Below are 26,355 nucleotides of genomic sequence, written 5' to 3'. Positions count from 1 at the left end.
CAATCCATGATTTCTTAAAACTTATAAAAATGTCTAACTTTTTTATTGCACTTCATAGCGAACGCTTTTTTATTATCTATTAATTTTTAAACGAATTATTTTGTCGATCTCAGTAACTAAGAGAACTACTGCACCAGCGACAATTGCCATACTCCATTCGACTAAACCGATATTTCCAGTGTAGAAGATTTTTTGCATGAATGGTACGTAAGTTAAGAACAATTGTAGAACTAACATCAAGCCAACGAAAACGAAGACTTTCGAATTGGAGAAGAGTTCCTTTGATAAAGCTAGTTTTGGAGTTCTGATGTTAAAGAGATAGAAAATCTTACCTAGAATCAAGGTGTTAACCATAGTTGTACTTGAAATAGCGTCACTAACACCGATGTTGTTGAGGTAAGTATCAATGATCAAACTGACTGCAGCAATCAAAATCGCTACATAAGTCATTTGGAAAATATCGTGGCGATTCATCAGCTTACTACCAGTTTTACGTGGTTTACGAGTCATGATGCCTTCTTCAGCTGGTTCAAAAATCAAAGCAAATTGGATCGTAATAGCAGACACCATATTGATCCAGAGTAATTGTGAAGGTTGCAAAGGAATTTCTTGTTTCGTCAAGATAGCATAAGCTACGATCAAACCTTCGGAAAAAGAGATAGGGAGTAAGTACAGGATACTCTTTTTGATATTGTCGAAAATTCGACGTCCTTCTCTAATTGCCGAAGACATTGTAGCAAAATTGTCATCAGTCAAAATCATATCAGCAGAATCTTTAGCAACGTCAGTACCCTTGATACCCATAGCAACACCAATATCAGCTCGTTTTAAAGCCGGGGCATCGTTGACTCCATCACCAGTCATAGCTGTGACTTTGTTGTTCTTTTGCAAAGCTTCGATGATTTCTAATTTATTGCTTGGTGTAGTTCTGGCGAAGACTTGGTTTTTATCGGCAGCGATAATTTTTTCGTCAGCAGATAAAGCATCCCATTCCACACCAGTAATAGCGTTTATTTCATCAGCTAAGCCAAGTTTTTCACCAATAGCTTTAGCAGTAATGGCATTGTCACCAGTGATCATTTTAACTTGAACACCGGCTGTACGCATGACTTTTAGCGATTCAATTACTTCTTCACGAGGTGGGTCAATGATTGCTACGACACCTAAGAAGTTCAAACCATCAACAATCATTTCGTGAGTAACTTTGTCAGTTGTTGGAGCTTGTTTTTCGTAACCCACAGCAATGACACGTTTACCTTCAGCCGAGAATTGTTGGATTTTTTTAAGCCAGTAATCGTAATTAAAATTAGGATCTTGTTTCTTAGCCATATCTAGAAGTTTATCAGGAGCACCTTTAACAAAAAGTGTTCGCTGATTGTCTTTATCTTTGACTAATTTACCAATGTAACGATAGTCGGAATCGAACGGCAAAATATCGACTTCTTCGTATTCAGGCTTTTGTTCAAAATCAAAGACTTTGTGATAAAGCGTTAAGAAAGCACCATCAGTTGGTTCACCATTAATGATCCATTGACCATTTTCGTGTGACAAATTAGTGTCGTTAGCATAATATCCAGCTTCTAAAAAGAGTTTTAATTCCGGAGTTATTTCTACGGGTTGATTGTTTTGAGTGATTTGACCAGTTGGTTCATAACCAGTTCCACTAACTTGTAGTTCTTGGTTGCCAATTAAAATATCGGTCACGGTCATTTCGTTTTTTGTTAAAGTACCAGTTTTATCAGTTGCAACGACGTCAACTGAACCTAAGGTTTCTACTGCGGGTAAAGTTTTGACGATAGTATTTTGCTTTTTAGCCATGTCGCTAACACCTTTAGCTAAAATAACAGAAGTAGTGGCGGGCATACCTTCAGGAATCGCACCAACCATCATGGCAACTACGGCTAAGGCCAAAACAGGTAAAGCGTAAGTATCAAAGACTAAACCAATGATAAAAATTAAAATCGATGCGGCTACGATAAAGTAAGAAACTCTCGTACCTAAACCGTCAATGATTTGCATCAATGGAGTTTTACGTTGTTTAACAGAGCTAACTTCAGTTGAGATTTTACCAATTTCAGTATCCTTAGCAGTTGCAACGACAACACCACTACCACTACCGTTAGTTACAGCAGTTGAGGCAAAGGCCATATTGAGCTGATCAGCTAAAGCAATGTTTTCACTAGTTAATTTTGAATCAATTTTTTCAACTGAGTTAGATTCACCAGTTAAAGCAGACTCTTGGATACGTAAGTTATCAGAATCAATAATTCGAAGATCGGCGGGAACATTATCACCAGCTTCTAAAAAGACCGTATCACCGACAACTAAATCTTCAGCTGGAACGTCTTTTCTTTGACCATCACGGTAGACAGTCGCTTCAATAGATAGCATTTGTTTAATTTTTTCTAAGGCATCTGAAGCATTGGATTCTTGGTAGTAACCAATGATAGCGTTAATAACGACTACCAAGCCGATAATAATTGAGTCAGAATAGTGCCCCATCAATAATGTGATAATAGTAGAGGCAATCAAGACATAGATGACCATATTGTTGAATTGACGCAAGAAAATTTTCCATTTTGGAGTTTTCTGCGATTCAAGTTTGTTAGGACCATTTTGAGCTAAACGATTTTTAGTTTCGTCGGTTGTAAGTCCTTGTTTAAAATCATTTGTGTTATATGTTTCTTTTATTTCATTAAATCCTATCTGATAGGGTTTAGTTTTCATTGACATCTCCTAGTTTTTTGAGTTAAAAAAAGCGCATTGCTATAAAAGTAATGTGCCAAACTCAGCAACGGATGCGATAGAAGAAATATATAAGATTCGTTTTCAGTTAAATTTCACTCCCTCAAATATCTGTAACAATAAAGATATCAGGTTCACCTATATCATGTCAATATTAGAGTTTCTTTAAGAGTATTAATTTTAGCTATTTGGGATATACCAATTAAAAATTAATCTAGTCCAATTATATAATGAAAACGTTTAATTGGCTTACATAATGGAAAATTAAGAGAAAGTCATTGCAATTGTGTATGTAGACCAGTATTGTAGTTTTCGTTAATAAAAACTTTTTTATTTGGGGAGGAAATAGGAAAATGAAAACCTATCTTCAAAGAATGGGTCGATCCCTTCAATTGCCTGTTGCAGTTTTGCCTGCTGCGGCTTTACTTGAAGGAATCGGTCACTGGCTTCCACAAAACTGGGGCCTAGCACAATTCCTCCAGGTTGGTGGATCTGCTATTTTAGGGCAGTTAGCGTTGTTATTTGCGGTTGGATTATCACTCGGGATGTCCAAAGCCAAAGATGGCGCTGCTGCTATGGCCGGGGTAGTTGCTTATATAGTTCCTACCTATGTATTAGCGCCAAAACAAGTTGCCTTATTATTAGGAATAAAAGTTAGTGCTGTTAATCCAGCTTTTAATGCAATTGCAGGAAATGTCTTTATCGGTATTGTTGCCGGACTTATTGCTGCAGCATTATTTGATCGTTTCCATGAGACAAAATTACCAATGGCTTTGTCTTTTTTCAGTGGGAAGCGTTTAGTACCAATTTTGGCCACGCTAGTAATGTTATTAGTCTCAGTCGTTCTATTATTTGTTTGGCCGGTATTGTATGATGCCTTGATTAGCTTTGGTAAATTCATCGTTAACTTAGGTTGGATCGGTGCTGGATTATTCGGTTTCTTCAATCGTTTGTTGATTCCAACTGGATTGCATCAAGCGTTGAATCAAGTCTTTGAATTTAACATCGCCGGTATCAATGATATTGGTAACTTTTGGGCTAATAAAGGAACCAAGGGAATCACTGGTATGTACTTAGCTGGATATTTCCCAGTTATGATGTTTGGATTACCTGCGGGAGCTTTAGCAATTTATAAAAATGCTTTGCCCGAGAAAAAGAAAACTACCGCCGGGTTGATGATGGCTGGAGCGTTTGCTTCGTTCTTTACCGGTGTAACTGAACCTTTGGAATTCTCATTTATGTTCGTTGCTTGGCCTCTTTATGTTATTCATGCTATTTTTACCGGTTTATCAATGGCTTTTGCAGCCTTTATGCATTGGACGGCAGGATTTACCTTCAGTGCTGGGTTAGTCGATTATATTTTGAGTTTCCATATGCCGATTGCTAATAAACCTTATATGCTATTAGTTCAAGGTGTAGTGATGGCAGTAATTTATTACTTTGGATTTGATTTTGCAATTAAGAAATTCAATCTAATGACCCCTGGTCGTGAGAAAACTACTGATGATGTATCAGTTGAAGAAGTTGCCACATCAGATTCTGACGATAAGTATATGATTATGGCTAAAAAAGTCTACGCTGGAATCGGTGGTCACGATAATATTAAAGTGATTGATAACTGTACTACTCGTTTGCGTCTACAATTAAATGACACGGATAAATCTAATAAACCTCAAATTATGGATGCAGGTGTTTCTGGAGTAAATGTTTTAGATAAAAATAATATTCAAATTATCGTCGGAACTGAAGTTCAATTCGTAGCTGATGATTTGAAGAAATTGTACGATCAAAATGCCAAAGTTGAAACTGTTGATTCAAAGCCAGCCAAGTCAGTTAAAACAAATAATGACAGCGATGTTGAATCTGGACAAGTCAATACCTTCTATAGTGTTGCTAATGGACAAGTCGAAGATATTGAGGAAGTTTCTGATCCAACCTTTGCTCAAAAGATGCTTGGAGATGGTTATGCAGTCATTCCAAGCGATGGTAAAATCGTTGCACCAGTTGACGGTACGATTGAAAGTATTTTCCCAACTAAACACGCTTTAGGTATTAAAACTGACAGTGGACTAGAGGTCTTAGTTCACATGGGAATCGATACAGTTCAACTAAAAGGCGAACCTTTTGATATTAAAGTTGAAGCTGGTCAAAAAATTAAACACGGTGATCAATTAGCTCAAGTGGATTTGGACAAGATAATTCAAGCTAACAAGAAGACTGATATGATGGTGATTATTACTAATATGCCAAATGTCGCTTACTTGAAGTATCAAGTTTTGGACCAAAAGACTAAATTGAATCAAATTGTTTTAAAAGCAACAACTAAATAATAGTTTTTTCACCCTTCATAATTCACTTAAAAGCCTATGGAATTCAATTTCCAATGGCTTTTTTATTGGACGAAAACCATTTTTACTATTGACTAAAACGTTTTCAACTGTTAGATTATGTTTGAAATAAACATTAACAAACATGGGGGAAAAGTATGAGTACATTAGCAGATTTCCAAAAAAAGAATCCAGATTACAAGATCCTCTCCATCGATGATCCTGATTTTAAGAAGTATGGAAAAGTTTATACTAAATATGATATTAGTGAAGTAAAGGACTACATGGATAAGAATGTTAAGATTTCAAGTCCAAGTAATTTCTACACACCATCAAATAAAGATCTCGAAAAAATTCCTGCAATTCAAGAAATGGGAAAAGATATTTATGCCTTTATGCCAATTGAAGCAGGTGAATGTACTGGTCAATCAACTAACTTCTCAGCTATTGAATATCACCAAGGCAGCGAAACTAATATTATGTTGACTGATGTCATCATGGTTTTAGGTCAACGTTCAACTCTTGATACAAAAGGTGAGTACAGTCCTTCAGAAGATGGTCAAATTTTCTTTGTTCCTGCGGGGACAGTTGTAGAATTTTATAGTACGACTCTGCATTACGCACCAATCAAGGTTCATGACTCAGGATTCTCAATTATTGTTATTTTGATTAAAGGTTCAAATGAAGAATTACCTGCTGACTTTAAGAGTGATAACAAACGAATCGTTAAACAAAACAAGTTCCAATTAGTCGATCCTAGTCGTAAAGATAAGATTGCTATCGGCGTTGAAGTTGGTTTGACGGGTAAATTAATCGAAATGACACCTTTAGATAAGTAATTATTTCTAAGATTTAGCTTAATTATTCAAAAAACACAAAAGAACCTTATTGGAATTGTAGTTATCCATACTGCATATAATGGGGTTCTTTTTTATTTAGGAAAAATAACGAAATATCGTTCACAAAAAATGGAGAAATGTATTTACTAAAAAATAAAAGGTATAGTCTACATCATGTTACGTATAAAAAACATGTGAAGAATCTTGAATCGAAAAAAATACACTTTATAAACCAACTTGAAAATGCTGATATAAAAGGGTATAGACCCATAAAATCATGAAAATGCTGAAAAGATGGAAAGATTTTCAAACAGTACAGATCTTCTAAAAATATTCCTCAGAAATTTGAATTGGTTTTGACCATTTAATACCTATTTTTCAAATAACTTGATTTAATAGCTTTAAATTAAGGACCAAAAAGCTAAAAACTATATTGTTAATTTTATAAGAAAAGTTTAAATTTGTTTTTATTTGCTTATTTTTGTTAAAAAGGCTGTTTTTTTTCTGAAAAAATGATATTATGTAAGGGTTCACATGAAGGGTGAGCTCTATTAAAGCGGTTTATTTAGAAATTATTCTATTTTTTTGTCACTTCGGCTATCACTAGGTGGTTAAAGTAAGCGCTTTAATGACATAAAAATAAAGGAGGATTAAACATGGTTGGAATTGTTATTGCAAGCCATGGTGACTTTGCCGACGGTATCAAGATGTCTGGTTCAATGATTTTCGGTGAACAAAAAGATGTTCAATCCGTTACATTGCAACCAAGCATGGGGCCTGATGACCTTAAAGCAAAATTGGAAAAAGCTGTTTCGGCTCTTGAAGATCAAGAACAAGTTTTGTTCTTAGTTGATCTTTGGGGAGGAACACCTTTTAACCAAGTAAATGGTTTGTTCGAAGCACATAAGGATAAGTGGGCTATCGTTGCTGGTCTAAACTTACCTATGTTGATTGAAGCTTATGCTTCACGTATGTCAATGAATTCTGCACATGAAATTGCTGCACACATCATTGAAACAGCCAAGGAAGGTGTTAAGGTTCGTCCGGAATCTCTACAACCTAAAGAAGCTAAGGCTGCTCCAAAACAACAAGCTGTCTCAGGTGGTAAACCTGGTAAGATGAAGTATGTTTTGGCACGTATCGACTCACGTCTATTGCATGGTCAAGTTGCTACTGCATGGTCTAAGTCAGTTGCACCAACACGTATCATTGTCGTTTCAGATAATGTTGCTAAGGATGATTTGCGTAAACAATTGATTATGCAAGCTGCCCCAGTTGGTATTCACGCACACGTTATTCCAATTGATCAAATGATCAAGATTGCCAAAGATGATAAACACTTTGGTGGCGAACGTGCACTATTGCTTTTCGAAACACCACAAGATGTTAAGAGAGCTATTGACGGAGGAGTTCCATTGGAAACAGTTAACGTCGGTTCAATGGCGCACTCAGTTGGTAAAGTTCAACCTAATAAAGTTTTGGCTTTCGGTCAAGATGATATCGATACATTCAAGGCTATGGAAAAAGAAGGCATCAAATTTGATGTTCGTAAAGTTCCTACAGACTCTGGCGATAACCTCGATAATATCTTGAAGAAAGCTCAAGATGAGTTGAACAAAAATTAATTAATTTATATTTAAGAAATAAAACGGAGGATTAATAATCATGCAATTAAATGCTATTCAGATTATTCTTGTCGTTTTAGTATCATTCCTAGCTGGTATGGAAGGTATTTTGGATGAATTCCATTTTCACCAACCAGTTATCGCATGTACTTTAATCGGCTTAGTTACAGGTAACTTGTTACCTTGCCTTATCCTTGGTGGTTCACTACAAATGATCGCCTTAGGTTGGGCTAATATCGGTGCTGCCGTAGCACCTGATGCTGCTTTGGCAGCCGTTGCTTCAGCTATTATTTTAGTTCTTGGTGGTAAAGGTCAAGCTGGTGTTGGTTCAGCTATTGCTATCGCTGTTCCTTTGGCTGTTGCTGGTTTACTACTAACAATCCTTGTTCGTACTCTTGCAACTGGTATTGTTCACATCATGGATAAAGCTGCCGAAGAAGGTAGTTTTAGAAAAATTGATTTCTGGCAATATGTTTCTATCTGTATGCAAGGTCTACGTATCGCTATCCCTGCTGCATTGATTCTTGCTATTGGTGCTGGTCCTGTGAAAGCATTGCTAGATGCTATGCCTACATGGTTGACAGATGGTTTGTCAATCGGTGGTGGTATGGTTGTTGCTGTTGGTTACGCTATGGTTATCAATATGATGGCTAGTCGTGAAGTATGGCCATTCTTTGCTATTGGTTTCGTACTTGCTACAGTTACAGAATTAACACTTATCGGTCTTGGTGCTATCGGTATTTCTATGGCGCTCATCTACTTGAAATTATCTAAATCAGGTGGTAATGGCGGTTCATCAAATGGTGGTGGAGGAAACTCCAATACAGGTGATCCAGTCGGCGACATCATAGATAACTACTAAGAGGGAGGAACTCATAAAAATGGCAGATCAAGTTAAAGTATCAAAAAGAGATAGAATCGCTGTTTGGTGGCGTTCAACATTCCTTCAAGGTTCATGGAACTATGAACGTATGCAAAATGGTGGCTGGGCTTACTCATTAATCCCAGTACTAAAGAAATTATATAAGACAAAAGAAGACCGTGCTTCTGCTTTGAAACGTCACATGGAATTCTTTAACACACACCCATACTTAGCTTCACCTATTTTAGGTGTTACTATGGCTTTGGAAGAAGAACGTGCTAATGGTGCTCCAATCGATGACGTTACTATTCAAGGTGTTAAAGTTGGTATGATGGGTCCTCTAGCTGGTATCGGTGATCCTGTGTTCTGGTTTACTGTTAAGCCAATTATTGGTGCCTTAGCTGCTTCACTTGCTATGACTGGTAATATTCTTGGACCAATCATTTACTTCGTTGCATGGAATGCTATTCGTATGGCTTTCATGTGGTATACACAAGAACTAGGTTACAAAGCCGGTTCAAAGATTACAGAAGACGTTTCTGGTGGTGTTCTACAAGACATCACAAAGGGTGCTTCAATTCTAGGTATGTTTATTCTAGGTTCATTGATCAACCGTTGGGTTACTGTTAAGTTCACACCAACAGTTTCAAATGTAAAACTAGATAAAGGTGCATACATTGACTGGGCACATCTACCTTCAGGTGCTCAAGGAATCAAGGAAGCTTTGATTCAACAAAAAGCTGGTCTTTCATTGACATCAACTAAAGTAACAACATTGCAAGATAACTTGGATCAATTGATCCCTGGTTTAGCTGCTTTGCTTCTAACATTATTCTGTATGTGGTTACTAAAGAAGAAAGTTTCACCAATCGTTATTATTCTTGGCTTGTTCGTTGTCGGTGTTGTCCTACACGTACTTCACATTATGTAATAATTCGAAACTTTCATTTTGGGGTGAACTCTTTGGAGTTCAGCCCCTTTTTTGATAATAAATAAGTTCAGACGTATAATACGATTCAGGAAGTTAAAGGAGTAGATTTTAGATGGTTGAATCAATCAATACGAAAGCAGATCTAGTTGAAAAAGCTACCTCGCATTTGGGAATGACCGATTATGGCAAAATCATGATTGGGGACAAAGGATTTGAATTTTATGATGACCGTGACGTTAATAATTACATTCAAATTCCTTGGAGTGAAGTGGATCTAGTTATCGCTTCAATTATGTTTGGTGGCAAATGGATACCACGTTTTGCACTTCAAACTAAGAAGAATGGAACTTTCTCATTTTCTTCACGTGATCCGAAAAAAGTTTTGCGTGCAATTAGGGTCTACATCGAACCGGACCGTATTGTACGTTCGTTGAGTTTCTTCCAAGTTGTGGCGCGAGCTTTCAAGCCCAATCCTAATAAGAAGAAAAAAAATAAAAAGAAATAAAACTAGAGAAGATCACTTTGAGAATTTCGGTATTGGATTCTTATAGTGTTCTTTTTTAGTGCCAAAAAGTATATTTTTTAACAAATTGAAACTTATTTTTGGAAAAAATGATTAGGTTGTCTTACTTTATAGATAGTAAAAAGACAATCTGGGTGATTAAAATGGATAGAGAATTGAGTTTTGAAAGAAAAATCAGTTTTGAACCATTGTTGATCAGTATTTTTTTTGGTAGCGTCGTAGCAATTATTGTCTACACTATTTTCCCGATGGTACCGATTTTTGCTTTAATAATTGGGATTTTAGTCTTTGGGATAGATAATTTAGTGATTTTTCCTAGGTCACTAGAGAAGTTTTATGATTATTGGAGTATCGATAAAACAGGGATTTATTATTCCGATTATGACACTTGGTCAAAGCAGCTACTGGCGATTTTTTTACCAATGAGTAGACAATTAAAGAGAATTCCTTTTGAGCAAATTAAAAGTTTCGCGATTGTTGATGGGGAAAATATTATGAATACACAAGTTCCCGATGGTGGTAAATTAAATAATCCACTAGCTCGGAAAACGCATTACTTGATTATTAGTACCGTTAACAAAAAAGTTTGTTTACATTGTGCGTGGACTAGTGATAATCTTCCCGTTTCTGCGGATGAATTAAAAAGATTAATTAGTTTTTTGAATTCAAAAATGTAAAAAGGCGAGTGATCCATTCGGGATGCTCGTCTTTTTTAAACAAACAAATTTTTGAAATACGGCTTTGAAGGGTAAGCTCTACAAGGAAGATAACAGTGTTTTCATGCAGAACAAGTATTTCAACAATCAAAGAATACTTTATAGAACGCGTTTCATGTCAAGCTGTTTTTCTATATAATTTATTCAAAAGAAATTTAAGGGAGTTTATATGAAATTATTCAAAAATAATATTACAAAGATAATCATTGCCAGTTTGATTTTTCCTATTACTTTGACGATTATTGGTTTAATTTTGAGTAAACAGTCAGTTAACAGTTTTGCTCAAGCATTAGCAGACTTGGTAGTTTTCTTGGTCGCTTATTTATTAAATCGACAATATTTCCAAGAGAAAGTCTTTTGGTTCAATCGAAAAAATGGACTAGCACAGTTATCGACTGCATTTCCGGCGTTGATTATCGTGGCCTTTTTGAATTCACCAGTTTTATTAGTAAATGACTTTCGAGTTAAGTTTCAAGTGATTTTGATTTGTTTATTAGTTGGTTTAGCTGAAGAGTATATTTTCAGAGGCTTATTGATCAGTCTATTTTTAAAAGCTAATCACAATAATGCATTTGGCGCCGTAATCGGTTCGAGTATTTTATTTGGTTTGATTCATATTACAAATTTAAAGGCTTTGCCACTTGGCTATGTTTCCGCTCAAATGATTTTTGCGGCAGCGATTGGAATTTTGTTTGGAACGATTTACGTCAAAACCCGTAATTTATCGATTGTCATCGCTTTGCATGCATTTCGAGACATGTTCCCAATGTTCTCCGATAAATTGATGAAACAGGCTTCTCAGACTAGTTTTAATATGGCTAGTTTGTATGTCATGGTCGTTTTCTTAGGCATAGCCCTGTTTATCTCGTATATTCAATTACAAAATTTTGAAATAAAAAAAAGCTGATTTTGGTCAGCTTTTTTAGTCTAATTTAAGTGGTTGAGTGCTATCTAACCAAGCGTTAGTTTGAATATTCTTGAAGTACATTGTGACCTCAGAAGTAGTATCGTTGACCTTCACTAATAGGGCGCCATCGAAACTTTTACCCGGCAGGACTTGACCGTTGTTAGTGGAATTGATCAAATTGGCGTTATCGCCGGTGGCAGTAGTAGGACTTAATTGTTGATCGTTTTGTTTGAGCATGATGGCATTGCTTTGAACTTTTTGGGGAATCTCGTTGTTGTTAGTCTTGTTAGTGTAATTGTATTTGACCATCAAAGCAGCATCCCCATTAGCATCTTTGATTAATTTTACTTCGTTAGAGATTTTAAAAGTGTACCAATCAGTGTCATAAACTAAATCATTGTAGGTTCCAGCATTTTTGATCTGAGCAGGCTGTTGCTTAGGTTCTTCTTGCTTTTGAACTTTTTGTTCAGGCTGTTCTTTAGTTACTTTTTCAGCTTTATTAGCTTTTTTAGTAGTTTTTTTCTTTTTAGTAGCTTTTTTTGGTTTAACCTTCTCAATCTTGTGAGTAGACTGTTCGGTATTATCATGATTGCTATTATTAGAAGAGTTAGTTCTCCAAATGATAAATAAGCCAATTATTATAATTAAGACTAAAATAATTGGAATCAAGAATGATTTCTTTTTATAAAATGGTTGTTTTCTGCGTCGAAATGCTTCACGAGTCATCCGAGATCTATTATTGTTGTTTTCCCTTTTCATAGTGATACTCCCCTGTGAATAAATCGTTAGCTTTATAATATCATAATTAACTCTTAGGAATTAATTATCAAAAATATGCTTAGTTTTTTTTAAACAATACAATTTTTACATAGAGTGTTGAAGTGCTATTTGAAAAGTGGTATAAATATCTGGTCGAAGTTAATGAGATAGTTATTTTGCATAGAAGGGGGTCACAATGATGTTGTTTTTTGGTAATCATGGCGATTATGAAGTTACTTGTAATTTTTTGAGCAAAGAAGGCCAAACAATTGCTGAGAAGCGCATTTGCCACAATACTTCCAAGAAGGAAGCACGTGACGGTATGAGAGAATATATTACCAATAGATTTTCTGATATTATTGATGTAGCTCATCCCATTAAAGTTGTTGCTAAGCTAACAACGAAATAGAAGGATAATATAATTAAGAAGGCGAGGTTTTGAAAAACCTCGTCTTTTTTATACATTTTTATAATAATTAGCTATGATAGATAAGGAGGCAGAAAATATGGAACATGAAAAAATAACTGGCAAACGTTTCTTCTATGTCACAGCCTTGAATATCATTATTACGATTACTGAATTTGTTGGTGGCTTTGTTTCAGGAAGTCTAGGCTTAGTTTCTGATGCCTTTCATAATTTAGAAGACTCTTTATCTATTGTCATTTCGTATGTTGCCAACGTGATTGGACAAAGAAAAAATAATGCGAAGAAGACTTTTGGATATAAAAGAGCGGAAATTTTAGCAGCTTTTGTAAATTCACTTATTTTAGTTATTATTACAATTATGATGGTCTTTGAGTCCTTTAAACGTCTGAATCAACCCCAACACATTGACGGCAAATTGATGATGATCGTGTCGGTCATTGGCCTATTGGCTAATTTAGTTTCAATGTTGATGTTAATGTCTGGATCAAAGCATAATCTGAATATTAAAGCGACCTTTTTACATATGTTAACAGACACATTGTCTTCAGTAGGTGTCTTCGTTGCATCCGTTTTTGTTATTTTATTCAATTGGAATTGGGTCGATCCTGTCATTACCATACTCATTGCCATTTGGCTCTTAAAAGAAGCTTATACAGTTGTTTCAGAGACTATCAACATCCTTATGGAGGCTAGTCCCAAAATCGATTTGACAGCAGTTGAAGCAGAAATTATGACCGTCCCAGAAATAGTCAGGGTTCATCACATGCATGTCTGGATGATCGATGAAAATCATATCATGCTCGATGCTCATATTAATGTTTTGAAAAATTGCAATATGAAAGAATTGGATAGTTTGTATGATCAAGTGGATAAATTATTGCTTGAAAAATTTAATATTACTCACGTAACTTTGCAGGCAGAGTGTTCTAGAGGCCTTGATAATTCGTTGATTGATTAATTTAAAAACCAAACTGTGCTAAGATTAAAAGGTAATTTTATATGAAAGTTGGGAATGTCATAATATGGTAAAACTTGTCATGGTAAGACATGGAGAGAGTATTGCTAATGCTTTGAATCAATATACGGGGTGGAATGATGTTGATTTAACGCACGAAGGTGTAATGCAAGCACATGAAGCTGCTAAAAAGCTCAAAGGTTTTTATTTTGATCACGTACATACATCAGTTTTACGGCGTGCTATTAAGACAGCCTACATTATTCAAGATGATTTAAAACTTAATTATGTGCCAATAACTAAGACTTGGCGCTTAAATGAACGTCACTATGGAGCTTTAAGAGGACTCAATAAAGATGATACGAGAAAAGAATACGGTTTGGAACAAGTTCACTTATGGCGGAGAAGTTTTTATTCAGTTCCACCAGCTCTAAGTAAGCCAGATCCAACCACTGGTCCCTATAAATATTTTGATCAACACATGATGCCAGTCGCAGAAAGTCTTTATGAAGCTTATCAACGGATAGTTCCTTATTATGTCGATCATGTGGCACCAGGACTCTTAGATGGGAAAAATCAATTGATTGTAGCTCATGGAAGTACGATCAGAGCCTTGATTAAATATATTGAAGGTATCAGTGATAAAGATATCGATGGGGTAGAAGTCGCCAATGGCACTCCATTGATTTATGATTTTGACGACAAATTAAATATTATAAATAATAATCGTCCACATTATTAATGCTGATTAAATACAAAATTATTAATTTTTAAAAATATTTGGAAGTGCTTGCTAGCCTAAGGACGGCTTTGAATGCACTTTCATTTTTTTGCTTTTTTGAGAGAAAATGCTTTCTTTTTTCAAATATTGTTGTAAACTATTTAAATGGTCTAGATGAGTTATGCAATTTTTTTGATGCCAAATGGACTCATTTAGCTAAATTTGTTCGTAATAATGTTCATTTTTTGTCTGAGTAATAGATATTGTATGATGAGAAACACAGTTCCTTATATATGAAATATATGCCACGTTAAAAAAATAATTATTACTAATATTCGTTTGCTGAAAAGGAGTTTGCTATGAATATTTTAATCGCTTTAATACCAGCCTTAGGTTGGGGTTTTATGCCAATCATTACTGGAAAAGTTGGTGGTTCTCCAGTTAACCAAATGTTTGGTATTGGTGCTGGAGCAACTATTGTTGGATTGATTTCTTACTTAGTTACTCAACCAAGTGTTAGTGCTCAAGCCTTTTGGTTCTCTGTTTTATGTGGAGCCTTATGGACAATTGGTCAGATTGGTCAATTCATTTCTTTCAAGCGTATCGGTGTATCTGGTACGGTTCCCTTATCAACAGTTTTTCAACTAGTTGGTAATTCAATCATTGGGATGTTGATTTTTGGTGATTGGAATAGTGCCCATGCCAAAGTTATCGGAATCGCTGCTTTATTGATCGTTGTTGTCGGTGCTTTGTTAACATCAGTTACTGATAGTTCAACCTCTCAAAAGATGGAAGTAAAGGATGCTTTATTCCTTCTATGCACGACGGTAGGTTTTTGGATTTATTCATCATTTCCAAATATGTCAATCGTTAAGAATGAAAGTAGTACCGGAATTTTCTTGCCTGAAATGTTAGGTATTTTATTAGGTGCGATTATCTATGCCTTGTTTACAGACCGTAGTTCATTCAAACAAAAACAACAATATCAAAATATTATTGCTGGTATTGCTTGGGGAATCGCTGCTTTTGCTTATATTTTCTCAGCTAAAGCCAACGGTAATACTTCTGCCTTTATCTGGACACAATTAAACGTTGTGATTGGTACATTTGGTGGGATTATCGTCTTACACGAACACAAAAGTCATCGTGAATTGACTTTTACGATCTTAGGGATCGTTTTGATTGTTATCGGTAGTATTGCAACATCATTTGCGTCATAATCAAACAGCTAATCAGTTGATTGGCTGTTTTTTTGTAGAAAAATGTATTCGCTTTCATTATAATGAGAGATAACTCAATTCAGGAGGGATGATTTTGATCAAACATATTTTTTCTGACATGGATGGGACTCTTTTACAAAGTGACTGTAAAATTAGTGAAACTAACGTCCAAACTATTAAAGAAAGTCAGATTCCGTTTACATTAGTTTCGGCTCGTTCGCCAATGGAAATGACCGAAGTCATTGATAAACTTGACTTGAAAGAGCCACAAATTGGTTTCAATGGTGGTCTGATTTTTCAAAAACAAGATCAAGACTTGAAAATACTCAGTGAGCATACATTGAATATTGATAGTTTAAAGAAAGTAATTGCTTTAGTTGACGAACACTTTCCCAAAGTAAGTCGTAGTTTTTACGATATTGACACCTGGTATATTGATAAATTCGATAAAGGCGTCAAATATGAACAAAAAATGGGTGGGCAAACGCCTAAATTAGTCGATTATGTTTCTTTGTTAAAACAGCCTGATATTAAAGTTTTTAAAATCATGATGATATCTTTTGATGCTATTGAAATGAAACAGTTGATTGAAAAAGTGGAATCAATTAATTCTGGAGATATGAGTATTAAACAATCAGGCGAGTATTACCTCGAGATTACTAGTCACTTGGCTCAGAAATCACGTGGCATCAAATATATTCAGGACTTAGAAAAATTGCTTAAAATGGATATGGCGGCTTTTGGAGACGGATTCAACGATTTATCGATGTTAGAAATGGTCGGAACGCCAGTCGTCATGGATAATGCCTTAGATGGTGTGAAAGAATATGGCAAGTACATTACGAAGAATAACGATGAAGATGGCGTGGCTTATGGTATAAAGAATTTTTTACAATAATACAAAAAAATTGGTAGGACTTTTTTAATAACAAAAGATTGTTACCCCTTTCTGTTACAAGATGTCTATTTTAGAGCAATTTCTTTGATATAATGCCTATTTTAATTTAAATTTATTAACGAAATAATAAATGACTAAGAATTTAAAAGTAGGCGATTAAGATGGAAAAAAGTTTTGCAAGAAAATTAAATTGGATTCCATTGATCAATAGTTTGATTTTTGGAGCAGCTATAGGTAGCTTCTTTTTTATTATCTTAAAGCAGAATTTAACGGCAGGTATAATCTTTGGAGCAATTGCCTTTTTAATTCAAAGTATTATTGTTTATCCAAGATTTTTGCCAAGTCTTTACGGACAATGGAAAATCACAGAAGGAAATGTCTCTTACTATGATTACAGTACTTGGACTAAACGTATCAAAGCCATTTTCCTACCGTTAGCTAAAAAGCAAAAAACAATTTCTTTTGACGATATCTTGTCATATTCATTAGTTGTAACTAAGAAATCAAATAAGTGGACGCCGCATTATATTATTTTAAAAGTAGATGATGGTCATGATGTGGCTTTAGATCTTTCCTGGAACTTATTAAAATCAGGAGCTCCACAAAAGGATGTTGAATGGGTAGTCGATTTTATTACTAATAAATTAAATCAAAAAACAGTTAAAGTTTTACAAGCATAACAAAAAAGCCCTCACGAATTGTGAAGGCTTTTTGTTATTCGTCGTCATCGTCATCGATTTCGTCGTCAATTTGAATATCTTTCAAAGCAGAACGATCTTTTCTAACGAGACGCAAGCGATTGAGTGATACTTTACCAAGAACTAATGGAACACGTTCTTCAACAACATCACTGTAAGAAAGTCCAAACCAAGTAGCAGGTGAGATGAATTTTTGTAAAATCAAACGCATATTAATAATGCTCTTGTTCAAACTACTGATCTTAGTATCTGGTGAGATAACTTCTTTAATAATAACAAAGGAGAAATCACCAACTTCACGATCAGGAATAGTCGTATATTTCTGTGGCTGTGGTTTAATTTCGCCGTTTGACATCATGTCATTAACTACTTGACGAAGATAAACATTAACCTTTTGGTCGACTCTAAATCCTAAGTATAGTTGTACGCTGACCATGTAGTCAGTATCGAAAGTTTCAACGCTATAAGCGGCTGTATAAGGCTCATCAGTAACGTTAACTGTTACGAACCAATAAACTTGCGCACGTTTAGGACGTTTATCAAGAATTGAATAAAGAATGTTTTTCTTGATACGATAACCATCATGAATCTTAGTCAAATAAACTAAATTAGTTGTATAAAGCGGATAACTAGGATCTTTTCTTAAGTCATTTAATTGATGTTTAAAAGCTAATAGTGAAACGAAGTGACTTCTAAATGTATTGTCATCCTTGAGTCTTTCACCGTATCTCCAAACGAACATAACGATGATAAGTAAAGCCGCGATGAACATTGTAATATAAGCACCGTGGATGAACTTACTACTATTAGTTACAAAGAAAATACTTTCAATGATAAAGAAGAAACTGATGATAACAGTAGTAAAGAACCTATTAGCACGTTTCATCAACAACCATTGATGCAAGAGGATCGTAGTCATTAACATAGTAATAGTAATTTCCAGACCATAAGCGTTAGACATGTTTTCTGATGTTTTGAAAAAGAAAACGATAAACAAACAAACGACCCAGATAATTGAGTTAACAGTTGGAATGTAAAGTTGACCCTTGAAGTTTGTAGGATAGTAAGTCTTCAAACGAGGGAACATTCTTAGTTTTGTAGCTTCCGATACCAAAGTATAAGAACCAGAAATCAAAGCTTGAGAAGCAATGATAGCTGCCATAGCCGACAAGAAGATTCCAAAGAGTCTAAAGTCAGCAGGAATAGATTGGTAGAAAGGATTCATTGAAGAACCCATTTGTTGCAAGGCATGATTGTCACGCACACCAATTATCCAAGCAGCTTGTCCTAAATAGCTAAGCAACAAACAAACCTTTACAAAAGGCCAACTAGTGTAAATATTTGGACGACCAACGTGTCCCATATCAGAGTACAAAGCTTCAGCACCAGTAGTAGCCAAGAAGATACTACCTAAGATGAAAACACCTCGAATATTGATAGGGCTTCTGAGCAATTCAAAAGCGTAGTAAGGATTTAAAGCTCGGATGATAGTCCAATCTGATGAAAGATTGAAAATACCAACTACACCTAAGAAACTGAACCAAATCAACATAATAGGGCCAAAAGCTCGACCAATAAGTTGTGTCCCAAATCTCTGAATAAAGAAGAGAGTCGACAAAATGATGACCGTTACAATGATAACTTGATTTTGAGTACTAATTAAGACCAGATTGTTGATCTCAATACCTTTTAGACCCTCAATTGCAGCTGTAACAGTAACAGCCGGAGTCATCATTCCATCGGCTAAGAAAGTTGCTCCACCAATCATAGCTGGGATAATCAACCATTTAGCACGTTTTCTAACCAAAGTGTAAAGTGCAAAGATACCACCTTCACCACGGTTATCAGCACGCAAAGCAATCAAAACATACTTGATTGTCGTTACTAAAGTCAGTGTCCAGAAAATTAGTGAAACACTACCTAAAATAAAATCAGTGGACATTTTTTCTAGTCCACCGTTCCCAACCATCAAAGAGTGCATAACATATAGAGGAGATGTACCAATATCTCCATAAACGATTCCTAAAGCAATTAGGAATCCAGCTATACTCATCTTTGAATGGGGGTTATTTTTCAAAGAATTCAGTTGTGTCTTTTCCATATAAATAATCTCCAAAATTAAACAGTTCAACCGCGATTATAACATTGAATTTGATAGTATGAAACCACATAATTTTGGTCTAGTGAGATTCCATATATATCAAGGCATTTAAAGACTTTTGGTACTATTTGTTAATTGGAACGATCAATGATGAATCTTTGGTTTGAATTGTGTATTTAATATCTTGATTACCACGAACCGTCATTCCAAAATCAGTTGCATAGACGATCAGTCCTAATTGATGTCCTTTCAAGAGTTTATAAAATGTTGGTTGTAATTCAACACTCACATTATAGAAAACATCTGGTTTTAGTTCATCAACTTTATAATTGTTTTCTCGATTTTGTAAATTAAGATGACCCTTAGATATCATTTTGAAAGGAGTTTCTTTGTCATAAGTAAATTCACGTAAATCATCTTCACGCCAATCAAAGGTTCCAGCTAGACTATTCTTAGAAAGTAATGTAGGAGAAACCCTTAAACGTTTAGTTAGACCGTAGTCAACTAATTGGAAACTCAAAAGACCAATGTTTTGGTTGGATGAAACTTTTAAGTTAACTAAAGTTTTGCCATCGATTGTTAAATCATCATCTAGTGGATCCGTCTTAAAGAGCAGGCGATTCTTAAATAACTTCTCATTAGAAGATAGTAAATCATTTTCCCAAGTATCGTTATGCTTTACGTAAAAATCAAAGGACTTTTTGTCTAATTGATCATTAAAAGATAGTTCTTGCTCCTTGGAATCATCAGTAATTAATTTATCACTTGATAAGTGATATTTAATTTGTTCATCGTTGCTGCTAGCCCAGTCTTGATAAGCATTCCAAGTTTCTGCTTTTGTGTTGTCTTGAATAATGACATTGGGAATGATTTCTTTAGCTTGATTATCCACTCCGAGTAATTCATGGGTGAGCCATAAATTGATGATGTCGTTATAGTCAATCGATCTAAAAGCGTTGATATAAATATGTTGACCTTGGTGTAAAATCAGTTTTTTTGTAACGCCGTTATGTTTTATCCCGTTCCAAAGACGTTCAACATTTCTAGGCTTAACATTCCAGTCATTAAGACCGTGGACCATGAAAACGTCAGCGGTGATGTTCTTGAAATTCTTATGATAATTTCTTGCGTCCCAGAACGTATTGTAATCGCCGGTTGTCCGGTCTTGGCCTTGGTTGATTTTTTCAATCTGCTGTTTCCAAGTGTCTTTGACATTGTGGAAGTCACCAGGTTGAAGACGACGGCTGAATGTTTCCTCGGCTAAGACATCGGCATCCTCACCGGGAAATCCACCGGGAGCGATAACTAGTCCACCGTCACGATAGTAGTCATACCAACTAGAAATAGCAGCTTCACTGATGATTGTCTTTAGACCGTAAACGCCAGTTGTTGCAGCTGCAGTGGCCAAAGTTCCTAGATAGGATCTACCCGTCATAGCGATACGTTTATTGGACCACCAAGCCTTGATTTCAATATTATCGATTCGATTAGTAAAGGCAGGCAATTCGCCGGTTAGCCACTTAATGATAGAAATTGTTGAAGTGGTTTCGTCAGGGTCGCCAGTAGTTCTTAGCCCTTCAGAATCTTTAGTTCCAATTCCTGCCATATAGACTACGGCAAAGCCACGTGCTAAGAAGTAATCATTCATTGTATAAGAACTTTCACGAGAGAAATCTTCTTCAGCATGTTTAGTTTGACCATTAACAACACGAGGATGAGGCAACTTTTCGTCTGGTTCGTGGTACTCAATATCACTGTATTGTAAGTTATTAGGTTCTTTACGTTTAAGCGTTACGTTAACGTTATGAGTTAGTTTTTCGCCAGTTTCATCGTTAGTTCCTTGATTGTAAGGGCTGGCGGTATAAAGAACGGGCACTTTTAAACCATTTTCAGTAGCTTGAGGACGCAATACTTCAGCTTTTAATAAATCACGTTTGCCGTCGTGGTCGGTATCTTGAGGTGACTCGACATAAACGACTTCACGAATTAATTTATGTGGATCAAAGACGGGCAAAGTTTTACCATTGAAGAGCATTGGATGATTGACTTTGCCATAAAAACGGACAAAAAATCCCTTAGTGGCTAAATAATCAATGAACGTTTGACCATTTTTGTTGTGGGTAGCTAATAGCCAATACCAAGCTGACTTCAATTCATCTATCGAAAATGAATCAGTGTTGTGATCGGCAATCATCAATTGAATCTTTTTCATTGCACCTAGCGGATCACTGAAACTGAAGTCTACATCGGGATTGAATTTCAATAATTGTAAAGCAACGTTATAAAAAGCACTGACAGAAACATTTGTTGCAGAATCTAAGTATTCATTTAAATTCAAGGAGTCAGTTGCCATATAGGTTTTTAATTTTTCCTCAAAAGCCGATGATGTTTTAGCTTCTAAAAAACTTTTACTTAAAAAGCTTTTCCATAATTTAATGGGATCGGTCTCTGATTCATTATCTTTATCTAGAAAGCCGATTGTTTGAAGTTCGACTAATTGATCTTTGTACTCAGTAGGACGAATTGCAAATTGATTATTTTTCATTAAGCAGAACAACTCCTTCGTCGATATTAATTTCATTATAAGACAGTGAAAGGGTTTTACATAGACTTTGGGTCGGAATTTAGGTACAGAAAAACCCCGCTAGAGTTTCTAACGAGGTTAATTTGAATATTAAGCAAGAGCACCCATTGGATCCCAAGGTGCAAGAACTTTAGGTTCTTTGGATTCTTTTTCAAAAGTATCCTTTAAGTCTTCTGGTAAGTATTCCTTGTTGATAACTAGTTGATAAACGTATTCGTCAAACCATGAGTCACTCATAACGAAGTAACCTTTGTTTCCGACTTTTTCACCCCATGAGTTTTCAACTTTCCACTTCAATGGGTTGCCGTTTTCGTCCAAATCAACACCAGTGATAACCATAGCGTGAGTCATCATACTTTCGATGTAGTCGAGACGTTCTGCTTTAGTCATCTTCAAATCGGTATTCAATAAACCTTCAAGATCATAAATATTTGTGTCCATGATACCAATCTTACGATCGGAACTTTGACCAACATCACTACCGAACCAAACTGTTTCACCAGCTTGAAGTTGTTTGATAGCTAATTTCTTGAAGTCATTGATTTCAAGATTCAAGTGACGAACTTGGCGACCACCAACGACGTTACCAAGCATTTCAACTGTGTAAACGTGGTTGTATGGTTTGTCAGCTGTTGGAGCGTTGATAGTTGAGATATAGCTGTCTAAGTCCCAACCAACGTATTTCTTGAAGAATTCTTGAGGTGTAATGCCAACTTCTTTGTGATAGTTCTTATCATCATCGCGGTAAGCCCAGTCAAATTTTGTTGGAGGAACGCCGACTGTGTAAACTAAGATCTTGTAGATTTCGCTTAGAAGTTCGTTCTTCTTACGTTCGATGTCTTCTTCTGATTTGTTGTCATTAACTAAGTTACGTAAAATAATTGCGCCTTTACGTAGTTTCTTGTTAAGAACGTTATTTAGTTCAGATGAGTTCTTACGACTGAAAGTATCTGGCATAACGCTCTTAGGAACTAGTCCATATTTTTGAACAAGTGCCATGACCATATCCCATTGACCACCGTCTTGTTGAGGTGTTGTCATTAAGAAGTCAACTTTGCGATCACCTGTTGGAAGTGCAGCAGTGTTGATAACGTTTTCGAAGAAATAGTTAGATTTTTCTAATTTATCCCAGAAAAGCATGTAACCTTGTGATAGTTCAAAACCTTTGATCTTAAAGTCATTTTGAACAGGGTGTCTCATAGTATTCAAAGCAGCGAAGACCCAGCAGAGTCCAGAACGCATTTGATCAGCAACTTTACCAGTGTCTATTTCAACTGAGAAAGTTGGATCCATAGCGATTTTAGATTCGATAGTTTCACTTGATTTGAAAAGTCCGTTGTTGATTACAGCATTTTTAATAGCTGAAGAAGCGGGTGTGTTTTCGAAATTCTTTTGAAAATTAATTAAATCTGATGATGTAATTTCTTTAGTCATGCAATATTCTCCTCTATTTGAAATTTATCTGATATTATCGATTACTTTGGGACCATCCTCGAAACCAACGATAATAGTATTAACTATATCAAGAAATAGTCCATGTGCAACTATTCCAACTTGATGATCCAACCAGTCAGCTAGTAAATGTGGGTGTTCAATCGTACCAACTTTTAAGTCGATAACGTAATTTTTATTGTGAGTTAGGACACACTTGCCATTTTCATCGAGACGAAATTCTGGCTTTAGATTTTCTTTTTGCAAATCCTCGAAAGTCTTTTGACAACCAAATGGAATTACTTCCAAAGGTAGTGGAAAACTTCCTAGCGTGTCAGCCATTTTCGATTGATCAACAATCCAAATATTTTTAGTTGAGTTAATGGCGACCATTTTCTCTAGTAGATGAGCAGCACCGCCACCTTTGATTCCTTGATAGTTCTTGTCGATCTGATCGGCACCATCGATAGTTAAGTCAATATGGTCAACATCATTTAGATCCTTAGTTGGGATACCTAAAGACTGAGCTTGTTTTTCAGAACGTGAAGAAGTAGTTACGGCAACGATATTTTTGATCTCGCCACTTTGATACCTTTTACCCAATTCTTCAATCATATAATAAACAGTAGAACCAGTACCTAAACCGACTACGGTATCACTTTTGATATAGTCGACGGATTTAACACCAACGGCTTTTTTTAGTTCATCTTGATTCAACTAATTTTCCCCCTTCAATAGCTCTTGGTAATTGTCTGCTAAAAGAAATCTGATTTCTGGCTTCTTTTTAAAAGCAGCTTTGGCGTATTCACAAACAGGTACTACTTTGAGGCCTTTCAAATCAGAAAAATCCAACATAGCGTTTAAAAGTTTGCCAGCTAGACCTTGACCACGATAATTGTCGTCAACGTACGTGTGATCGATTGAAACAACACCGTCTTTAACAGTCGAATAAGTGATCTCACCAATCATTTTGCCGTCATCTTCAAGGTAGAAACGACCATCCTCATGTTTCATTTCCATATAATTACCTCCTGCTAGATTAATTTAATTTTATATTACTCTATTATAAGTAGAAAGTCAGTGTAATGAATAGTTTTATGATGCTTAAAATGCTATTATTTTAGTTATCTAATGCTAAAGGAGTTTTCGATTTGACAAAAAAACGTGGATTTGAAATTGTGAAAAAATACGAGGGACAAGGTATCAATTTGCCAGTTCGCCAAACTAAAAACGCTGCTGGTTATGATATTGAAAGTGCAAAGGATTTCGTGGTACCTTCAATTTGGAAATTTGGAGTTTTGAACGTTTTGAAATTTATTTTGAACAAAGGTAAAATGGATGACTCAAAACTTGCCGAAATTCAAAAATCAATCAAGCCAGTTCTAGTTCCAACCGGTATCAAGGCTTATATGCAAGACGATGAAGTTTTGATTATTGCCAGTCGCTCAAGCAATCCTTTGAAACGTGGACTTTCGATTCCTAATGGTATTGGTGTAGTTGACGCAGACTATTATAATAATGATAGTAATGAGGGTGAATTGTTCGTTCAACTGATCAACTTTTTCCCAATGGATTATAAAGTTAAAAAGGGAGAACGTTTGGCGCAAGGAATTTTCATTAAATATCTTACAACCGATGATGATGAAGGTGGATTAAAGAAACGCCTTGGTGGATTTGGTTCTTCAGGAATATAATAAGAAAGGAACTATTTTATTGGCTAAAGCTAAAACAAAATTTGTATGTCAAAATTGTGGTTACGTTTCCCCAAAGTACTTAGGTCGCTGTCCTAACTGTGGCGTGTGGAATCAAATGGTCGAAGAAGTTGAACAAACAACCGCCAAAGCTAGTGCTACACCTAGTCGTCGTGTCAGTGATTTGGAGTCTAAACCCGTTAAAATTGGGGATGTTTCCTTTGAAAGAGAACCTCGAATCAAGACTGATATGGACGAATTGAATCGAGTTCTCAGTGGTGGAATCGTACCAGAGTCTTTGATTTTAATCGGTGGAGATCCGGGAATCGGGAAGTCAACGCTTTTGACCCAAGTTTCCGGACAACTGCAAAAGACCGGTGGCAAGGTTTTGTACGTTTCTGGTGAAGAGAGTGCTTCACAAATTAAAATGCGAGCTGACCGGTTAGGCATCAAGGGCGATAATTTATACATTTATCCACAGACTGATATGAGTTATATTCGTCAAACCATCGATGATATGAAACCAGATTTTCTCATTATTGATTCTGTACAGACGATGGATGAGCCGGAGATTTCTTCTGCTGTTGGTAGCATTTCCCAAATTCGTGAAGTAACAGCTGAACTGATGAACATTGCTAAACAACAAAACATTACCGTCTTTGTTGTGGGGCATGTAACTAAAGGTGGTGCCATTGCCGGTCCAAAGATTTTGGAACACATGGTAGATACAGTTTTGTATTTTGAAGGTGACACTCATCACAGTTATCGGATTTTACGTTCAGTTAAAAATCGTTTTGGTTCAACTAACGAAATTGGTATTTTTGAAATGCGGACTAAAGGTTTAGTTGAAGTGGCCAACCCATCTGAGATTTTCTTAGAAGAACGTTTAGCCGATGCTAATGGGTCTGCGGTAGTAGTCTCAATGGAAGGAACCAGACCAATTTTGGTTGAAATTCAATCTTTGATCACACCAACAGTATTTGGCAATGCTAAGAGAACCGCAACTGGCTTAGATCATAATCGGGTTTCAGTTATTATGGCGGTACTGGAAAAACGTGGTAATTTGATGCTTCAAAACCAAGATGCCTATTTGAAGTCAACTGGTGGCGTAAAATTGGATGAGCCTGCAATCGATTTAGCCTTAGCGATGTCAATCGCTTCTAGTTATAAGAATACGGGGATTCCTGGCACTGATTGCTTCGTTGGTGAAGTCGGTTTGACTGGTGAAGTTAGACGAGTAAATCGCATCGATCAACGGGTTAATGAAGCAGAAAAACTCGGTTTCAAGCGAATCTTTATTCCTAAAAATAATCTTGGTGACTGGTCCAAAAATAATAAGATTCAAATCATCGGTGTCAGTACCGTGTCAGATGCTATGAACAAAATATTTTAATT

The 26,355-nt window shown here is 35.8% G+C and carries 23 protein-coding genes; 16 read left to right on the top strand and 7 right to left on the bottom strand.

Translation table 11 applies throughout. The features are described 5' to 3' along the window. Positions 1 to 72 precede the first annotated feature (72 nt). Positions 73 to 2,727, bottom strand: a complete 2,655-nt coding sequence (locus tag FC88_RS03190) for an HAD-IC family P-type ATPase (protein WP_057812708.1) — start codon at positions 2,725 to 2,727, stop codon at positions 73 to 75. Positions 2,728 to 3,098: 371 nt separating this feature from the next. Between FC88_RS03190 and nagE the strand changes: the two genes are divergently transcribed. The 8 genes from nagE to FC88_RS03150 all read left to right on the top strand — a co-directional run bounded on the left by nagE (position 3,099) and on the right by FC88_RS03150 (position 11,475). Next, the gene (gene nagE / locus FC88_RS03185; protein WP_057812706.1) at positions 3,099 to 5,075 is read left to right on the top strand and encodes an N-acetylglucosamine-specific PTS transporter subunit IIBC; all 1,977 of its coding nucleotides are present in this window, start codon (positions 3,099 to 3,101) and stop codon (positions 5,073 to 5,075) included. Between the two features lie 155 nt (positions 5,076 to 5,230). Continuing rightward, complete coding sequence (locus FC88_RS03180) at positions 5,231 to 5,911, top strand: DUF4867 family protein (RefSeq protein WP_057812704.1); 681 nt, start codon at positions 5,231 to 5,233, stop codon at positions 5,909 to 5,911. 656 nt (positions 5,912 to 6,567) lie between these two features. Continuing rightward, positions 6,568 to 7,536 (top strand): PTS sugar transporter subunit IIB, encoded by a 969-nt coding sequence (locus FC88_RS03175; protein WP_057812702.1) that lies wholly within the window; start codon positions 6,568 to 6,570, stop codon positions 7,534 to 7,536. Between the two features lie 40 nt (positions 7,537 to 7,576). Continuing rightward, entirely contained in the window at positions 7,577 to 8,398 is an 822-nt protein-coding gene (locus tag FC88_RS03170) for a PTS mannose/fructose/sorbose transporter subunit IIC (RefSeq protein WP_057812700.1), read from the top strand. 19 nt (positions 8,399 to 8,417) lie between these two features. Beyond that, entirely contained in the window at positions 8,418 to 9,329 is a 912-nt protein-coding gene (locus FC88_RS03165) for a PTS system mannose/fructose/sorbose family transporter subunit IID (RefSeq protein ID WP_057812698.1), read from the top strand. A gap of 112 nt (positions 9,330 to 9,441) precedes the next feature. Next, positions 9,442 to 9,834 (top strand): DUF956 family protein, encoded by a 393-nt coding sequence (locus FC88_RS03160; protein WP_057812696.1) that lies wholly within the window; start codon positions 9,442 to 9,444, stop codon positions 9,832 to 9,834. A 98-nt stretch (positions 9,835 to 9,932) separates the two neighbouring features. After that, the gene (locus FC88_RS03155; RefSeq protein WP_149029861.1) at positions 9,933 to 10,529 is read left to right on the top strand and encodes a hypothetical protein; all 597 of its coding nucleotides are present in this window, start codon (positions 9,933 to 9,935) and stop codon (positions 10,527 to 10,529) included. A gap of 208 nt (positions 10,530 to 10,737) precedes the next feature. Beyond that, positions 10,738 to 11,475 (top strand): CPBP family intramembrane glutamic endopeptidase, encoded by a 738-nt coding sequence (locus tag FC88_RS03150; protein WP_057812693.1) that lies wholly within the window; start codon positions 10,738 to 10,740, stop codon positions 11,473 to 11,475. A gap of 15 nt (positions 11,476 to 11,490) precedes the next feature. Here the strand turns inward: FC88_RS03150 and FC88_RS03145 are convergent, their stop codons facing one another. Then, complete coding sequence (locus FC88_RS03145) at positions 11,491 to 12,234, bottom strand: DUF5067 domain-containing protein (protein ID WP_057812691.1); 744 nt, start codon at positions 12,232 to 12,234, stop codon at positions 11,491 to 11,493. A gap of 196 nt (positions 12,235 to 12,430) precedes the next feature. On the opposite strand from FC88_RS03145, the gene FC88_RS03140 reads away from it, so the two are divergent. From FC88_RS03140 to FC88_RS03115, 6 genes are all read left to right on the top strand, one after another. Beyond that, positions 12,431 to 12,643: a hypothetical protein gene (locus tag FC88_RS03140; protein WP_229239878.1), complete on the top strand. Its 213-nt coding sequence runs from the start codon at positions 12,431 to 12,433 to the stop codon at positions 12,641 to 12,643. Positions 12,644 to 12,740: 97 nt separating this feature from the next. Next, complete coding sequence (locus FC88_RS03135; RefSeq protein ID WP_057812687.1) at positions 12,741 to 13,619, top strand: cation diffusion facilitator family transporter; 879 nt, start codon at positions 12,741 to 12,743, stop codon at positions 13,617 to 13,619. Between the two features lie 64 nt (positions 13,620 to 13,683). Then, positions 13,684 to 14,358, top strand: a complete 675-nt coding sequence (locus FC88_RS03130; protein WP_057812685.1) for a 2,3-bisphosphoglycerate-dependent phosphoglycerate mutase — start codon at positions 13,684 to 13,686, stop codon at positions 14,356 to 14,358. Between the two features lie 338 nt (positions 14,359 to 14,696). Continuing rightward, on the top strand, positions 14,697 to 15,557 hold the full coding sequence (locus FC88_RS03125) for a GRP family sugar transporter (protein WP_057812683.1): 861 nt from the start codon (positions 14,697 to 14,699) through the stop codon (positions 15,555 to 15,557). Between the two features lie 94 nt (positions 15,558 to 15,651). Then, the gene (locus FC88_RS03120; RefSeq protein WP_083484542.1) at positions 15,652 to 16,455 is read left to right on the top strand and encodes a Cof-type HAD-IIB family hydrolase; all 804 of its coding nucleotides are present in this window, start codon (positions 15,652 to 15,654) and stop codon (positions 16,453 to 16,455) included. 161 nt (positions 16,456 to 16,616) lie between these two features. Continuing rightward, positions 16,617 to 17,135 carry a hypothetical protein gene (locus FC88_RS03115; RefSeq protein ID WP_057812682.1) on the top strand — a complete coding sequence of 173 codons (519 nt, stop codon included), beginning with the start codon at positions 16,617 to 16,619 and terminating at the stop codon, positions 17,133 to 17,135. 34 nt (positions 17,136 to 17,169) lie between these two features. On the opposite strand, the gene FC88_RS03110 is transcribed toward FC88_RS03115, so the two are convergent. From FC88_RS03110 to FC88_RS03090, 5 genes are all read right to left on the bottom strand, one after another. Next, positions 17,170 to 19,254, bottom strand: coding sequence for a KUP/HAK/KT family potassium transporter (locus FC88_RS03110; RefSeq protein ID WP_057812680.1), 2,085 nt, complete (start codon positions 19,252 to 19,254; stop codon positions 17,170 to 17,172). 124 nt (positions 19,255 to 19,378) lie between these two features. Beyond that, the gene (locus tag FC88_RS03105; RefSeq protein ID WP_057812678.1) at positions 19,379 to 21,799 is read right to left on the bottom strand and encodes a Xaa-Pro dipeptidyl-peptidase; all 2,421 of its coding nucleotides are present in this window, start codon (positions 21,797 to 21,799) and stop codon (positions 19,379 to 19,381) included. A gap of 129 nt (positions 21,800 to 21,928) precedes the next feature. Next, the gene (locus FC88_RS03100) at positions 21,929 to 23,272 is read right to left on the bottom strand and encodes a C1 family peptidase (protein ID WP_057812676.1); all 1,344 of its coding nucleotides are present in this window, start codon (positions 23,270 to 23,272) and stop codon (positions 21,929 to 21,931) included. A gap of 24 nt (positions 23,273 to 23,296) precedes the next feature. After that, positions 23,297 to 23,986, bottom strand: coding sequence for a ribose-5-phosphate isomerase RpiA (gene rpiA / locus FC88_RS03095; RefSeq protein ID WP_057812674.1), 690 nt, complete (start codon positions 23,984 to 23,986; stop codon positions 23,297 to 23,299). Then, positions 23,987 to 24,289, bottom strand: a complete 303-nt coding sequence (locus tag FC88_RS03090) for a GNAT family N-acetyltransferase (protein WP_057812672.1) — start codon at positions 24,287 to 24,289, stop codon at positions 23,987 to 23,989. It abuts the gene before it with no gap. 131 nt (positions 24,290 to 24,420) lie between these two features. Here FC88_RS03090 and FC88_RS03085 point away from each other — a divergent pair, with 131 nt between their 5' ends. Together FC88_RS03085 and radA are read left to right on the top strand one after the other, a co-directional pair. Then, positions 24,421 to 24,963 carry a dCTP deaminase/dUTPase family protein gene (locus FC88_RS03085; protein ID WP_057812670.1) on the top strand — a complete coding sequence of 181 codons (543 nt, stop codon included), beginning with the start codon at positions 24,421 to 24,423 and terminating at the stop codon, positions 24,961 to 24,963. A gap of 19 nt (positions 24,964 to 24,982) precedes the next feature. Continuing rightward, positions 24,983 to 26,353: a DNA repair protein RadA gene (gene radA, locus FC88_RS03080; protein ID WP_057812711.1), complete on the top strand. Its 1,371-nt coding sequence runs from the start codon at positions 24,983 to 24,985 to the stop codon at positions 26,351 to 26,353. Positions 26,354 to 26,355: the final 2 nt, after the last annotated feature.

The sequence above is a fragment of the Companilactobacillus futsaii JCM 17355 genome (genome assembly GCF_001435505.1).
Lineage (GTDB): Bacteria > Bacillota > Bacilli > Lactobacillales > Lactobacillaceae > Companilactobacillus > Companilactobacillus futsaii.
This window is presented reverse-complemented; position numbering and strand designations above follow the sequence as displayed.